Origin of the sequence: Flavobacterium sp. H122 (assembly GCF_004959765.1) — a bacterium.
Lineage (GTDB): Bacteria > Bacteroidota > Bacteroidia > Flavobacteriales > Flavobacteriaceae > Flavobacterium.
Map to the genome: position 1 here is coordinate 216,097 of NZ_SJZD01000003.1, position 14,147 is coordinate 230,243.

The 14,147-nt window shown below is 32.2% G+C and carries 19 protein-coding genes; 15 read left to right on the top strand and 4 right to left on the bottom strand.

Annotated elements, in window-relative coordinates:
• The gene (locus EZM65_RS06345; RefSeq protein WP_136667714.1) at window positions 1-333 is read left to right on the top strand and encodes a 2Fe-2S iron-sulfur cluster-binding protein; all 333 of its coding nucleotides are present in this window, start codon (window positions 1-3) and stop codon (window positions 331-333) included.
• On the opposite strand, the gene EZM65_RS06350 is transcribed toward EZM65_RS06345, so the two are convergent.
• The 3 genes from EZM65_RS06350 to EZM65_RS06360 all read right to left on the bottom strand — a co-directional run bounded on the left by EZM65_RS06350 (window position 330) and on the right by EZM65_RS06360 (window position 3,296).
• On the bottom strand, window positions 330-1,229 hold the full coding sequence (locus tag EZM65_RS06350) for a metallophosphoesterase (protein ID WP_136667715.1): 900 nt from the start codon (window positions 1,227-1,229) through the stop codon (window positions 330-332). The two genes, EZM65_RS06345 and EZM65_RS06350, sit on opposite strands and share 4 nt — an antisense overlap.
• Before the next feature lie 14 nt (window positions 1,230-1,243).
• On the bottom strand, window positions 1,244-2,029 hold the full coding sequence (locus EZM65_RS06355) for a DUF3050 domain-containing protein (RefSeq protein WP_136667716.1): 786 nt from the start codon (window positions 2,027-2,029) through the stop codon (window positions 1,244-1,246).
• Between the two features lie 88 nt (window positions 2,030-2,117).
• Entirely contained in the window at window positions 2,118-3,296 is a 1,179-nt protein-coding gene (locus EZM65_RS06360) for an acyl-CoA dehydrogenase family protein (protein WP_136667717.1), read from the bottom strand.
• A 260-nt stretch (window positions 3,297-3,556) separates the two neighbouring features.
• Here EZM65_RS06360 and EZM65_RS06365 point away from each other — a divergent pair, with 260 nt between their 5' ends.
• From EZM65_RS06365 to EZM65_RS06390, 8 genes are all read left to right on the top strand, one after another.
• Window positions 3,557-5,131 (top strand): vitamin K epoxide reductase family protein, encoded by a 1,575-nt coding sequence (locus tag EZM65_RS06365; protein ID WP_136667718.1) that lies wholly within the window; start codon window positions 3,557-3,559, stop codon window positions 5,129-5,131.
• Between the two features lie 79 nt (window positions 5,132-5,210).
• On the top strand, window positions 5,211-5,381 hold the full coding sequence (locus EZM65_RS15460) for a hypothetical protein (RefSeq protein ID WP_169051653.1): 171 nt from the start codon (window positions 5,211-5,213) through the stop codon (window positions 5,379-5,381).
• 23 nt (window positions 5,382-5,404) lie between these two features.
• Window positions 5,405-5,599, top strand: a complete 195-nt coding sequence (locus tag EZM65_RS06370) for a hypothetical protein (RefSeq protein ID WP_136667719.1) — start codon at window positions 5,405-5,407, stop codon at window positions 5,597-5,599.
• Window positions 5,600-5,617: 18 nt separating this feature from the next.
• Window positions 5,618-5,797: a hypothetical protein gene (locus EZM65_RS06375; RefSeq protein WP_136667720.1), complete on the top strand. Its 180-nt coding sequence runs from the start codon at window positions 5,618-5,620 to the stop codon at window positions 5,795-5,797.
• A 71-nt stretch (window positions 5,798-5,868) separates the two neighbouring features.
• Entirely contained in the window at window positions 5,869-6,063 is a 195-nt protein-coding gene (locus EZM65_RS06380) for a hypothetical protein (protein WP_136667721.1), read from the top strand.
• 15 nt (window positions 6,064-6,078) lie between these two features.
• Window positions 6,079-6,243 (top strand): hypothetical protein, encoded by a 165-nt coding sequence (locus tag EZM65_RS15465; RefSeq protein ID WP_169051654.1) that lies wholly within the window; start codon window positions 6,079-6,081, stop codon window positions 6,241-6,243.
• 62 nt (window positions 6,244-6,305) lie between these two features.
• Complete coding sequence (locus tag EZM65_RS06385; protein WP_136667722.1) at window positions 6,306-6,530, top strand: hypothetical protein; 225 nt, start codon at window positions 6,306-6,308, stop codon at window positions 6,528-6,530.
• Between the two features lie 504 nt (window positions 6,531-7,034).
• Window positions 7,035-8,780, top strand: coding sequence for an AraC family transcriptional regulator (locus tag EZM65_RS06390; RefSeq protein ID WP_136667723.1), 1,746 nt, complete (start codon window positions 7,035-7,037; stop codon window positions 8,778-8,780).
• A 4-nt stretch (window positions 8,781-8,784) separates the two neighbouring features.
• Here the strand turns inward: EZM65_RS06390 and EZM65_RS06395 are convergent, their stop codons facing one another.
• Window positions 8,785-9,039 carry a hypothetical protein gene (locus tag EZM65_RS06395; RefSeq protein WP_136667724.1) on the bottom strand — a complete coding sequence of 85 codons (255 nt, stop codon included), beginning with the start codon at window positions 9,037-9,039 and terminating at the stop codon, window positions 8,785-8,787.
• 248 nt (window positions 9,040-9,287) lie between these two features.
• Between EZM65_RS06395 and EZM65_RS06400 the strand changes: the two genes are divergently transcribed.
• The 6 genes from EZM65_RS06400 to EZM65_RS06420 all read left to right on the top strand — a co-directional run bounded on the left by EZM65_RS06400 (window position 9,288) and on the right by EZM65_RS06420 (window position 14,146).
• Window positions 9,288-10,862 (top strand): vitamin K epoxide reductase family protein, encoded by a 1,575-nt coding sequence (locus EZM65_RS06400; RefSeq protein ID WP_136667725.1) that lies wholly within the window; start codon window positions 9,288-9,290, stop codon window positions 10,860-10,862.
• Window positions 10,863-10,943: 81 nt separating this feature from the next.
• Window positions 10,944-11,144 (top strand): hypothetical protein, encoded by a 201-nt coding sequence (locus EZM65_RS06405; RefSeq protein WP_136667726.1) that lies wholly within the window; start codon window positions 10,944-10,946, stop codon window positions 11,142-11,144.
• 17 nt (window positions 11,145-11,161) lie between these two features.
• Window positions 11,162-11,371 carry a hypothetical protein gene (locus EZM65_RS06410; protein WP_136667727.1) on the top strand — a complete coding sequence of 70 codons (210 nt, stop codon included), beginning with the start codon at window positions 11,162-11,164 and terminating at the stop codon, window positions 11,369-11,371.
• Window positions 11,372-11,379: 8 nt separating this feature from the next.
• Window positions 11,380-11,550 carry a hypothetical protein gene (locus tag EZM65_RS15470; protein ID WP_169051655.1) on the top strand — a complete coding sequence of 57 codons (171 nt, stop codon included), beginning with the start codon at window positions 11,380-11,382 and terminating at the stop codon, window positions 11,548-11,550.
• 22 nt (window positions 11,551-11,572) lie between these two features.
• Window positions 11,573-11,755, top strand: coding sequence for a hypothetical protein (locus EZM65_RS06415; protein ID WP_136667728.1), 183 nt, complete (start codon window positions 11,573-11,575; stop codon window positions 11,753-11,755).
• A 198-nt stretch (window positions 11,756-11,953) separates the two neighbouring features.
• Window positions 11,954-14,146 carry a peptidase domain-containing ABC transporter gene (locus tag EZM65_RS06420; RefSeq protein ID WP_136667729.1) on the top strand — a complete coding sequence of 731 codons (2,193 nt, stop codon included), beginning with the start codon at window positions 11,954-11,956 and terminating at the stop codon, window positions 14,144-14,146.
• Window position 14,147: the final 1 nt, after the last annotated feature.

Sequence of the window (14,147 nt, forward strand, 5' to 3'; positions counted from 1 at the left end):
ATGGCAGCAGATATTACCGTAGTAATAACAGATAGAGAAGGAGTGTCTCACAAAGTTCAAGCTCCTACCGATATGAATATGAATATTATGGAATTGGTTCGTGCTTACGAATTGGCTCCAGAGGGGACTATCGGAATCTGCGGAGGTATGGCAATGTGTGCTTCGTGTCAGTGTTATGTGTTAAATGATGTTGTACTGCCTGAAAAAAGCGACGAAGAAGATGCAATGCTTTGGGAAGCCTTTAATGTAAAGGAAAACAGCCGTTTAGGATGTCAAATAGCAATTACACCCGAAATAGATGGGCTGGAAGTGGAGTTAGCACCTGAAGGCTAAACATAATCCTTCAATGCCTTAGGTCTTTCAAGATATTCTTTTACAATTTGAAGGGTACCGTCATCACGGGTGTCAATAAACCATTTTATAAGGGCAATTTCTCCATTTTCAATTTCTATTCCTGTTATTGAGCGTGGATGTACACAACTTCCGTCATTAAAATAATTGGCCTGACTATCGTTAGGTTTTGAAAACCTAGGACGATGGGTGTGACCTGTGATAGTAATTTTATTATTGTTTTCTAAAATCCATTTTTTAATTCTGCGTTCCACTTTTATAAGCTCAACATAGTTTTTTGCAGGGCTTGTAGGATCTTTGATTCCCCAAATTTGTAATGGTTTCCATAAAACCCGAACCATGAATTGGTTTATTTTCCAGCCCACATAGTTCATAAAATCAGCCTGATGGCCGTGTATTAAGAAGAGTTCCTGTTTGGTGTCTTTATGCTCGAGAATAATACTTTCGTGATAGACTAACCCAGGCATCAAAGGAACCTTTTGACCTAGATTCATGTCAAAATATTCCGAAAAATTTCTTTTGACAACATTAGGATTTCTAAAAATCATGTCATGATTGCCCCAAATCATGTTCAACCTATTTTCCAGGTAAAACTTTTGCAGTAATAGATAGACGTTCTTATTAGATTCAAATACATCTTTGAAGAATAAATTCTCCCATAGTTCGTCACCGTCTCCTAATTCAATATAATGAAATCCATTTTTTAAATATTGAGACAAGGCATGAAAGAAGATATTTCGGTTGTTGGCAAAGTCGTCAGCATAGCTGCCATCACTTCTGTGGCAATCGCTAAAAAAGATGAATTTAGAAGTATCATCAAAAGGGATTCTGATGGCATTTTTGTAAGCTCGGTCTAATCGGTCTTTTGATGATAACATTTATGAAATCAGATTTAAGCTAAAGATAACTCTTTTTCTTTAATCGTTTTTTCGATAGCATTCCATAATCCAATTCTTTTCTCTAAAGCTTCTATGGCAACTTCCTCCATTTCCTTCCATTTAATTGGATCGTTTTCGGCTAATTCTTCAATCATTTTCATGGCCATTGGTCCATGTTCATCAGCATCTAATTCGATGTGTCTTTCAAAATAATAGATAAGCTTGGATAAATCGGTTTCCGGGAATGATGCCTTAAAGTTTCGTAATATTTCGGTAAACATATTAGGAATCAAATCTTCACGACCAAAAGTAAATGCCGAAGCTATTTCGTGCGCTTTTCCTCTTTCAATAACTTTAAAAGTGAAGTTTAAGAAATCTTTTACGGCATTATCCAAATGACTGTTTTTAATTGCAACAAAAATGTTTTTTGTGCCTTCAACTTCATGTAAAAACTGTTCAATTTCAGTTGTAGAAGCGTTGCAGTCCTGCATAGCCTCTATGTACATTTCGTAATGACTTAATCGTCTTCCGTCCATGGCTAAATCCGATTCTTCTGCTAAAACAATTTCGTTGATTAAATAACGTGTTTCCGGATTTGCAGAAGCTACCCAAGGCGTCGTAGTACAAGTTAATTTTTGTTGCAGTGCTTTTAGCAATGACATAAAATCCCAAACAGCGTAGATGTGAATTTCAAGAAATGAATTCAGGTCCTCTATGGTTTTTATTTGGGAGTATAAAGGATGGTTAAGTAAAACATCCTTTTGGGTTTGGATATTTTTATTGATAGATTGTATGTTCATAGGAGAAATATTTCTACAAAAATAAAGAAAGCTCCTCAAAAAGAGAAGCTTTCTATCTATTTCTTGTCACACTGAGCTTGTCGAAGTGTTATTTAAATGCAGAGAAACCGGTAACATCCATACCTGTAATTAATAAGTGGATATCGTGTGTTCCTTCGTAAGTAATAACCGATTCTAAGTTCATCATATGACGCATGATTGAATATTCACCGGTAATACCCATTCCACCTAACATTTGACGTGCTTCGCGGGCAATTTCAACTGCCATGTTTACATTATTTCTTTTTGCCATTGAAATCTGAGCCGAAGTTGCTCTTCCTTCGTTACGTAAAACACCTAATCTCCAAGTTAATAATTGAGCTTTAGTGATTTCAGTTATCATTTCGGCTAATTTCTTTTGTTGCAATTGAGTTGCTCCAATAGGTTTGTCAAACTGGATTCTCTCCTTAGAATATCTTAAAGCGGTGTCATAACAATCCATTGCGGCACCAATAGCACCCCAAGCGATTCCGTAACGTGCCGAATCTAAACACCCCAGAGGAGCTCCCAATCCAGATTTGTTAGGTAATAAATTTTCTTTAGGGACTTTTACATTGTCGAAAATAAGTTCACCAGTTGAAGAAGCTCTTAATGACCATTTATTGTGCGTTTCTGGAGTTGTGAAACCTTCCATACCACGCTCAACGATTAAACCGTGAATTCTGCCTTCTTCATTTTTTGCCCATACTACAGCAATTTGTGCAAAAGGAGCATTTGAAATCCACATTTTAGCACCATTTAAAAGATAATGATCTCCCATATCTTTAAAATTGGTTATCATTCCGCCTGGATTTGAACCATGATCAGGTTCTGTTAAGCCAAAACAGCCAATCCATTCGCCGGTAGCTAATTTTGGCAAATATTTTTTACGTTGTTCTTCATTTCCGTATTTCCAGATAGGATACATTACTAAAGAAGATTGTACTGATGAAGTTGAACGGATTCCGGAATCACCACGCTCAATTTCCTGCATGATTAATCCGTAAGAAATTTGATCTAGGCCAGCTCCGCCGTATTCAACTGGGATATAAGGGCCAAATCCTCCAATTTCAGCAAGACCTTTTACAATTTGATGAGGGAATTCTGCTTTTTGTGCATATTCTTCGATAATAGGCGAAACTTCACGTTTTACCCAGGCACGTGTAGCTTCACGTACTAATTTATGTTCATCTGTTAGTAAATCATCTAACAGGTAGTAATCAGGTGATTGAAATAAATCTGGTTTCATAATTCATTTTTTAGTGTAACAAATGTAAATAAAGATCTTAACAAATCAATTTGGGAATGTTATAAATTTTTTGATTTTGCGATTGAACAGAATTTATTGATTAAATGTTAAATTTAAGAAAAAACTTATAAAAATTTCAAGAACAACAAAGGCTTTTGTTTATATTGCAGTAAATTCTTACTTTTTTAATTTTTAAAGAGTAAGTGCTAAAAGATGAGCTGAAAAGTTTTTTAAAAATACTCATAGTTGAAACAACCGATATGTTAAACATTATAAAAAAGTACTTGAAACTTAACAAGTATTATAATCAGGAAGAATTATTTGAAGAAGCTTTTTTGTCACATCCCAATTATCCAAGCTTATATGCGGTTACAGATTCACTGAACTATGTGTCTATTGAAAATCTGGCCGTAAAGATTCCTAAGGAACAATTTTCCGAATTACCTGAAATTTTTACCGCAGTTTTTAAACGTGAACTTTTTTTAGTGACGAAAGAGGAATCCTCTGTTTTGATTGAAGATGATAAAGGCAAAAAAGTAAAATTATCTTTTGATGAATTTCTTAGTGATTGGGATCAGATTATTCTTGTAGTTGAGCCAAATGCTGAGGAAAATAATATTGATTTAAAAAATAATTACTCAAAATGGTTCTTGTATCTATTGCCTGTTGGATTATTGGTCCTTTTATCGGTTTTTTCCAATAATTTTTCTGTATCCGGTTTTCTTACTTTAGGAACAACACTTATAGGTTTAGGATTAAGTGTTTTGATTTTACAGGAAAAATATGGAATAAAAACAGAAGTTGGTTCAAAGCTTTGCAATCTCGGCACAGAAACATCGTGTGACTCAGTTATCAGATCAGATAAAGGTGAAATTATTAAAGGCTTGAGTTTTTATGATTTACCCATTTTGTTTTTTGGAATTAATTTTCTGGCATTGCTGTTAAGCCCGGAGACTTCTGGTGTTATAATATCCATATTGAGTCTGATTTCTATCCCATTTCTTTTTTATTCTGTTTGGCTGCAAAAAAATCAAATTAAAAAGTGGTGCTTGCTGTGTCTGGCTGTATCGTCAGTGATTCTTATTCAGGGATTTTTCTTTCTTATCGGAAAATCTTTTTTTGGAAGTGATTTTGTTTCAGGGATTTTAAATTACTTAATGTCTTCAGTTATAATAGGTTCAGCATGGTTCTTAATCAGGCCTTTATTAGAGAAAGAAATAAAATTAAAAGATGAATTAAATACTCATAAACGTTTCAAAAGGAATTTTAAAGTTTTCAGATTTATGATGAAAAAAATAGAAGTCCAGGAGGGTTTTGAAAGTTTAAAAGGTATTACATATGGGGATTCAAACGCAGTAGTAAAATTAACATTTTTCTTAAGTCCAAGCTGCGGGCATTGTCACAAAGCCTTTAAGGATGCTGTAAGCCTTTTTGAAAAAAACCGCGACAAGATTTATCTAAAAATCCTTTTTAATGTAAACCCTGAAAATCGGGACAACAAATATTTACAAATCGTGGAAACGCTGCTGACTTTAAATTCTTCAGATGAAGAAATAGCAAAAGAGGCATTAAATGATTGGCATGGTAAAAATTTAGGTATTGAAATGTGGAAAGAGAAATGGCCTTCATTAACGCACGATATGATAGTAAATAACCAACTGCAAAAACAATATGAGTGGTGTTTAGTAAACAATTTTAACTATACGCCGGTAAAAATAGTTAATAACGAATTGTTTCCAAATGAATATGAATTAAATGATTTGCAATATTTTATTAATGAATACTCAGAAGAAGCGGTTATGCTGCAAAATGAAGAAAATCTAAAAATAGTATAAAAATATTCCTGGCCGGAAATAGACTGAATCCCACAGTCGTTAAATGATTGGGAAATCTTAATTATTAAAATTATTAATCATGTTAAAAAACATTTTAAACTTAGAAGGTGCTCAAGAATTGGCAAATAATGAACTAAAAAAAGTAAATGGGGGAAATCCTCCTGTTCCTCCTGGTTTATGCTACTGTGAGGACTTGGGGTATGAGGTTGATTGCGATTATTATGACCAAATATGTCCATTAAATAATTAATAAAAAACTAAAAATTTTCAATCATGCTAAAAAACATTTTAAACTTAGAAGGAATTCAGGAATTGAATTCAAATGAGCAAAAAAGCATTACTGCTGGTTTAATTGAATTGTGTAAACGAGTTAATGGTAATACAGGACAAACATGTTCGACTGATGCTGAATGTACTGGACCTAATTCACCTGTTTGTTTTAATGGATGTTGTAATACTTGGGTATAATTCTTAAAAAAATAAATTATGTTAAAAAACATTTTAAACTTAGAGGGAACAAAAAAATTAACAAACAAAGAGCAAAAAGAAATTAACGGAGGAGCTTTAACTTTTCCAAGTTATTGTAATTGGCAAATTTGCGCAGATCCGAATTATCTAAATGATCCATATTTCAGAAAATGTAAGGATTATTGCGACGCAATATAATTTATAAACAGACCGAAATCCCAACGGTCGTTAAATGATTGGGAAAATCTTAATTATTAAAATTATTAATCATGTTAAAAAACATTTTAAAATTAGAAGGAGCAAAAGAAATTTCTAAAGAAGCACAAAAGAAAGTTAATGGAGGAATTCTTCCAGAAGGTTGTACTTATGAATTTTATCAAATGTCACAAGCGGAATGTACTGCTGAAGGAGGACGTTACAGCAGTTCTACAGGATATTGCCGTTTAATAGTTTGTGGTTTGTAATAATAAATCTGAAATATGCTAAAAAACATTCTAAATTTAGAAGGTGCCGAGGCATTGTCTAAAAATGAGCAAAAATCCATCAATGGTGGATTGAAAGATTGCATTGATCCAATGACTGGATTGTGCAGATATTACAGTCTGGCTTGCGCACATCCGTGCCGTATTCAACTGGAGCCTTAATTTGCTTTATGTTTAACATATTCCCTGAATTTATTCAGGGAATATTTATAATCAAATAAATTATGTTAAAAAATATTTTAAATATGAAAGGTGCTCAAAAATTATCTGTTTCTGAGCAAAAAGAGGTCAACGGAGGAATCCCTGCTGGTTGTGCCTACCAAACCTGGGAAGGTAGTAGTTTGGAAAATTGCAAGACTACCAGGTCTGGAGGATATAATTACTCTTATTCTTTAGGTATTTGTAAAGCCTATTTCTGTGGGCCTTATCTTCCACCACCTCCATACTAGGATTTGATATTAAAAGGGGAATTTTTCCCCTATTTTTTGTTTTTCAATTAATTCAATATGATCTTATCTTCAATTGTCACGTATACAAAATTAAAAATGGTCAATGCTGAATATATATGAATTGAGAAGCAACTCCAAATGATATTCTTTATTTAGGTATTTTTTTAATGGCAGCGCTTTGTTTTTATATACTTTTTTTCGTCTGTCAATAGGATTCAATAGGATTCAATAGGATTCGGATGATTTTGAAGTTTCTCATTTCATTTTAAGATTATTTTTTATCAGTCTGATCAAATCGTCAATTCTAAATGCTCCGTATTTGTCGTTATGAGAGCAATCCAATCAAAACAAAAGGAGGATACAGCATAAGTTTTTTATTAACTGTTCGGCTTTTTTAATTATATATTAGTAAAATATTAACGTTATCAGTTAAATTTTAACAAAGGGTTATTTATTAAATTGAATTAAAATTAAGTTACTTTGCAAGTGCCTAAAAACAAACAAATGAAGCTTTACCTTTTAATATTCTTCAACTTTATATTTACATCTAACTATCCGCAATCAAAAATATTTTTTAGCGGGAAAGAATATGCATCACTTCAAAATGAAATCAGAAAATCATCAATAGATAATGCTTTGATAATAGCTTCCAAACTTGAAAAATCAAGTGTGGTTGAACAAAAATTGTTTGCTAAGGCAACTTTGTCATATTTTTTACAGGCAAAGGGTGATGTGTCAATGTCTGATAAAAAAATGGATGAAGCTGTCCTGTTGTCCAAAACAATGGCGGATTCTAATGAAAAATGGAAATCATTGGCTTATATAAATAATTATATGGGACTGATAGATTGGCAAAGGCGTAAACTCAGTGATGCTTTGGTCAAACTTCAAAAAGGTATTGAGTATTCAAAAAAAACGGCTGACATAAAGCAAATTATAAAACTTGAAATAAATATTGCAACAATTAATAATGAAATTGAAAACTATCATTTAGCCATTAAATCGTTAAGAAAATCAGATAAAATGATCGAAGCGAATAGTTTTTTGTTTGATGAAGATGAGTTTTTAATTAGTAAGTCGGCATTATTTTTGAATCTGGGTAAGAATTATGAGTTTTTATATAAAAAAAATGATGTTAATGAGAAGTATTTAGATTCTGCTTTAATAAGTTATAAAAGAGCTGTAGTTTATTCAAAACCATCTATTATCAACAAGTTAAGAGCTCAGAATAATATAGCAGGATTGTATTTGGAGCAAAAAAAATATGATGATGCGATAAAAATTTATCAGAATGTTTTGGTAGAGTGTTCTGAGAATCATCTTGATAATGAATTTTACGCAGTTTCTTATAATTTAGGATATTCCTTTTTTAAGAAAAAAAAGTACGACAAAGCTTTACTATATTTTGAAAAAGTTGATTCTATTTTTAAAATTGATGATACAAAGGTTGCGGAGTATATGAAATCAAAATACTACCAATCTAAAATTTATGAACATCTTAAAGAGTATGAAAAAGCTACCGATTTTGCATCTATTTATCTGCAAAATTTAGAGAAAAGCGAATTAAAACTAAATGAAGAGAAAGAAATAATCAATAATATCCAAAGCAATCAGGCTCTGAAAAAAGAAATGGTTGAGTTGAAGGATAAATATAAATCTAAGATTCTTGTTAAGAAAATAGGTTTTTATTCAGTAATTCTAATCATTGTCTTTTTAGTGTACATGATACTTAAAAATTATAAAAGCAAAAAAATTACAGAAGCCAGATTTGATTCGGTTTTAAATGAGTACCGTCAAAGGGTGGAGGAGCTTAAAATCAAAAATGCAAGTTTGGAGCAGGAAACACAAACGATGCAGACTTTGCCCCAGGGATTAAGTCTGGATGAGGAAAAAGAAGAGGAAATAGTAAAAAAGCTTAAAGAAATTGAAGCCAAAAAAGTATTTTTAAACCAGGATTTCACTCTTCAGTTTGTAGCCAAAAAAATTAAAACCAATACGACTTACCTTTCGTACATTGTGAATAAAAATTTTGGAAAATCATTCAGTGAGTACGCTAACGAATTAAAGATTAATTATGTTATCAATGAAATGATTTCGAATCCTAAATACAGAAAATATTCAACACAGGCAATTGCAGAAAGTGTAGGCTATAAGAATGCTACATCGTTCGCAAGATCATTTAATAAAAAAACTGGACTTAGTCCAGTTCAATTTGCCCAAAAATTGGACAGCCACAATCTTTCTGTTTAATTTATTAAGGCAGCTTTACAGTAACTGTTTCTGTAGTGGTGGTGCTAGTGGGTAGTTTTATTACACCAGTTGATAAAGTAGTGGTTCCCGGTCCTCCAGTGCTGTTGTTTAATTCTATCTCTCCTGTCCAGGTATTTTCATCATCAGCACTTAATTCCGGAACCCATCCTTCAGGATAACCACCTTTGATGGAAATTTTAGATGTGTTTGTTATACCAAATTTTTCAAATGCATCAAGTTCTAATTTGTTTCTTTTCATAATTCTTAATTTGTTTCTTTTGAGTTTTTCAAAATTAAAAAAGGAATGATGATAATTTTCATTTATAATTTTTTTGAAAAAATATTTTTTTGTAATATCTTGATATTCATTGGTTTGTATTGTTTTTTTGCAATGTCAATTTATAAATTGTCTCTCTTGTAATTTAAAAATTGTAGATATATTCGTTTTGTTTTGTCTTTAAATAAGTAAAAATTTGTCTCTGTAATATAAAAAACGAGACAAACAATATGCTGCACATTGTAAATAAATACTTAGCTATAAATAAGTATTATGATAAAAAAGAATTATTTGAGGAAGCTTTTTTATCGCATCCCAATTACCCAAGTTTATTTGCTGTTACAGATTCATTAAACTACCTGACTATTGAAAATTTAGCTGTAAAAATACCTAAAGAACAATTTATTGAATTACCGGAATCATTTTTAGCAGTTTTTAAAGAAGAATTAGTTTTAGTATACAAAGAAGGGTCTTCTGTATTGATAGAAAATGAAAAAGGGAAAAAACAAAATTTATCATCGGATGGATTTCTAAAAGACTGGAGTCAAATTATAGTAGTTGTCGAGTCAAATTCAGAAGCAAACAATTTTCAATTTAATAAAAATTATTCAAAATGGTTATTATATTTTTTGCCTGTTACATTATTGGTCTTGTTGTCAGTTTTTTCCAATAATTTTTCAGCTTTCAGTTATTTCTTTTTAGGTACAACACTTGTGGGTCTGGTGTTTAGTGTTTTAATTCTTCAGGAAAAGTTTGGGATTAAAACAGAACTTGGCTCAAAACTTTGTAATATGTCTGCAGAATCGTCCTGCGATTCTGTAATTAAATCAAATGACAGTGAAATTTTTAACGGCTTAAGTTTTTATGATTTGCCAATTTTATTCTTTGGAATAAATTTTTTATCGATACTGGTTAATCCTGTTTCCTCGGACTTTATAATTCCTGTGTTAAGTCTGATTTCTATTCCTTTTTTAGTTTATTCCATTTGGCTTCAAAAAGTTAAAATAAAAAAATGGTGTTTACTTTGTCTTGGGGTTTCATCTATTATTTTTATTCAAAGTTTTCCATGTTTTTTTGAAAATTTTTCTTTTGAAAAAAACTTCTTTTCAGGAATTTCAGCTTACCTGATCTCTTCAGTTTTGGTTTTTACAATTTGGTTTTTAATGAAGCCTTTACTTGAAAAAGGGATGCAGTTAAAGGATGAGTTAAATGTTTATAAACGTTTCAAAAGAAATTTTAAACTGTTTAAATTTCTTTTGAAAAAAATAGAGATTCAGGAAGGTTTTGAAACTTTGAAAGGCATTCAATATGGTAATTCTAATGCTGTAATCAAGTTGACACTTTTTTTAAGCCCAAGCTGTGGACATTGCCATAAAGCGTTTAGAGACGCAAAAGATTTTTTTGAAAAGAATCAAGATAGAGTTTACTTGAATATTCTCTTTAATGTAAATCCAGAAAATCGCGACAACCAATATTTACCTGTGGTAGAGACATTACTTGCTTTAAATGCTTCGGATGAAGAAATTGCAGGGGAAGCATTAAATGATTGGCATTTTAAAAATCTGACTTTACAGGTGTGGAAAGAGAAATGGCCGTTATTGCCTAATAATATGGCCGTCAACAATCAACTCCAAAAACAATATGACTGGTGCTTGGTAAACAATTTTAATTATACTCCGGTGAAAATTGTCAATAACGAATTATTTCCAAATGATTACGAATTGAACGACTTGAAATATTTCATAAATGATTATATCGAAGAAACTGATTCATTACAGAGAACAGAAAATCTAAAAATAGTATAAAAACATTCCTGGCCGGGAATAGACAGAACTCCCAACTGTCTTTAAATGATTGGGAAAAACTAAATTATTAAATTATTAATCATGTTAAAAAACATTTTAAACTTAGAAGGTGCTTTTACGTTAACAAGCAACGAACAAAAATCAATTAAAGGAGGTATCACAAAGGTGTGTGCTGATGTGTGGTCTCACAGTATTTGTTATACAAAACCTGCTACGGGATGTCCTGTTGAAGATGCTGATGGGAACTCAATTATTGAGGCTTGCGGAAAATGCTGTTATTAATTATAAATTAAACAATTATGTTAAAAAACATTTTAAACTTAGAAGGAGCTCAACAATTATCAAACAATGAGCAAAGAGCCATTAATGGTGGAAGAAAAGCTTGTAATTTCAGTTTGCCAAACTATGGTTGCGGTTCAAACGAGTGCTGTTCCGAAGGAATTTGCTGGACATATGGAACACCTGGTCATTTATGCATAGCTCCTGATTTAGAATTGGATATTTATTAATTTTCATTATGCTAAAAAACATTTTAAACTTTGAAGGCGCTCAACAATTAGCAAATAATGAACTAAAAAAAGTAAATGGGGGAACTCCTCCTGTTCCTCCTGGTTTATGCTACTGTGAGAATTTGGGGTATGAGGTTGATTGTGATTACTATGACCACATTTGTCCATTAAATTATTAATAAAAAACTAAAAATTTTAATCATGTTAAAAAACATTTTAAACTTAGAAGGAGCTCATCAATTATCTAAAAATGAGCAAAAATCAATTCAAGGCGGTAGAATCCGTTGTAAAATAGGTGGTGTTTGTACACAATACGGCATTCAATGTGCTGAAACTGACTGTATGTTGGTAGACCTTTGTGTTGCTGATCCCAGTGCTTGTTAGTATTTCAAAAGGATTAAATTAAACGATACTATTGTTAACTATAATTAATTTGACTGAAGGTAAGTTAATAGCTATATTTTTTTGTAAAATTTCATGATAGTTATTTTATTTAGAGTCTTTTAATAATAATTTTGATGACTTTTTAACTGCCTGATGTAAATCAGGCAGTTTTTATTACTTTTGTTTAAAACGAAAAAATTGAAAAAATTTCCTACATATATTCAGGCTGATGCCAAAGATTGCGGACCTACCTGTTTAAAGATTGTGTCGAAATACTACGGTAGAACTTTAAACATTCAGCAATTACGGGATTATTCGGAGACTACCCGTGAGGGTAGTAATTTACTTTTTTTAAGTGATGCTGCAGAGCGTATTGGTTTTAGAACTTTAGGTGTTAAGCTTGATTTAGAAAGTCTTCAGGAAGCACCATTACCGTGTGTTTTGCATTGGAATAAAGAACATTATGTGGTTTTGTATGACATAAAAAAAGGGCAATATAAAATATCAGATCCCGGATTTGGGCTTATAGAATATTCTGAAACCGAATTTTTAAAATTCTGGATTGGCAATAATGCTGATGACAAGACTCAGGAAGGTGTTGCTTTATTATTGGAAACCACTCCGAAGTTTTTTGAAACCGATTTTGATAAAGAAGAAAAGAAAGCACTGGGTTTTGGTGTTCTTTATCAATATTTATGGAAATATAAATCGTTTTTAGTACAGTTGAGTATTGGGTTGCTGGCTGGTACCTTATTGCAGTTAGTCTTTCCTTTTTTAACCCAAAGTATTGTCGATGTAGGAATTCAAAATCAAAACTTAAGTTTCATCTATCTTATTCTCTTTGCACAACTATTTCTCTTTGCAGGGAGAACAGGAATAGAATTGATAAGGAGTTGGATTTTACTGCATTTATCTACAAGGATTAATATTTCATTGATTTCAGATTTCTTCATCAAATTAATGAACTTACCTATTTCGTTTTTTGATGTACGAATGACTGGAGATATAATGCAACGTATTAATGACCACCGTAGAATTGAAAGAATACTTACCACATCGTCTCTGAATGTAATATTTTCGGTAATAAATATGATTGTAATGGGGGGTGTTTTGGCCTATTATAATCTTCAAATATTCTTTGTCTTTTTTGCCGGTAGCTTGTTGTATTTTGGATGGATTACATTGTTTTTAAAACGCAGGGAAGCACTGGATTACAAGCGTTTTTCCGAAGTAAGTCAGGAGCAGAGTAAAGTGATGGAACTTATCAACGGGATGCAGGAAATTAAACTCCATAATGCCGAAAAACAAAAAAGATGGGGATGGGAACATGTGCAGGCGAGATTGTTTAAAGTATCTATGAAAGGACTCGTTCTGGAACAAACGCAAAGTATAGGTTCTTCTGTAATTAACGAATTGAAAAACATATTTATAGTTTTTATTTCTGCTAAATTAGTTATCGATGGCGATATAACTTTAGGTATGATGATGGCAATCAGCTCAATTGTAGGAAACTTAAACGGACCGATTACACAATTGATAGGTTTCGTTAGAGAATTGCAGGATGCTAAAATCTCTCTGGCACGTTTGTCAGAAATTCATGAAAAAGAAGATGAGGTGCAGCAGGAAGAGTTTCAAATGCATGATGTGCCAAGTAATCAGGATATAAACATAAAAAATCTAACCTACCGGTATTTAGGTTCAGATACTCCGGTTCTGCAGGATCTGAATTTAGTTATTCCAGCGAATAAAGTAACAGCGATAGTAGGTGTCAGCGGAAGCGGAAAAACGACTTTAATGAAGCTGCTTTTAAAATTCTATGAACCTGAAAAAGGTGAAGTTAATGTTGGAAGCGCACAACTCAAGAACATTTCCCAGAAAGCATGGAGAAATAGTATAGGAGCCGTGATGCAGGAAGGATTTATTTTTAATGATACCATTGCCAATAATATTGCTGTTGGTGTAGACAAGGTTGATAAACAACGATTGGTTTATGCGGCCGATGTTGCTAATATTACAGATTATATTAATGGTCTTCCATTAGGCTATAATACTAAAATTGGTTCTGAAGGTGTGGGAATGAGTACGGGGCAAAAACAGCGCTTGCTTATTGCCAGAGCCGTTTATAAAAATCCTGAAATGTTGTTTTTTGACGAAGCGACTTCGGCATTGGATGCTAATAATGAGAAAGAAATTATGCGAAAGCTGGATTTGTTTTTTAAAGATAAAACAGTTGTTGTTATTGCCCATCGATTGAGTACTGTAATGAACGCCGACCAGATTGTGGTTTTGGATAAAGGCAAAATTATCGAAATGGGCAGCCACTCGGCATTAGTAGAACAAAAAGGAAATTATTTCGAATTGGTAAGGAACCAATTGCAATTAGGGAATTAAT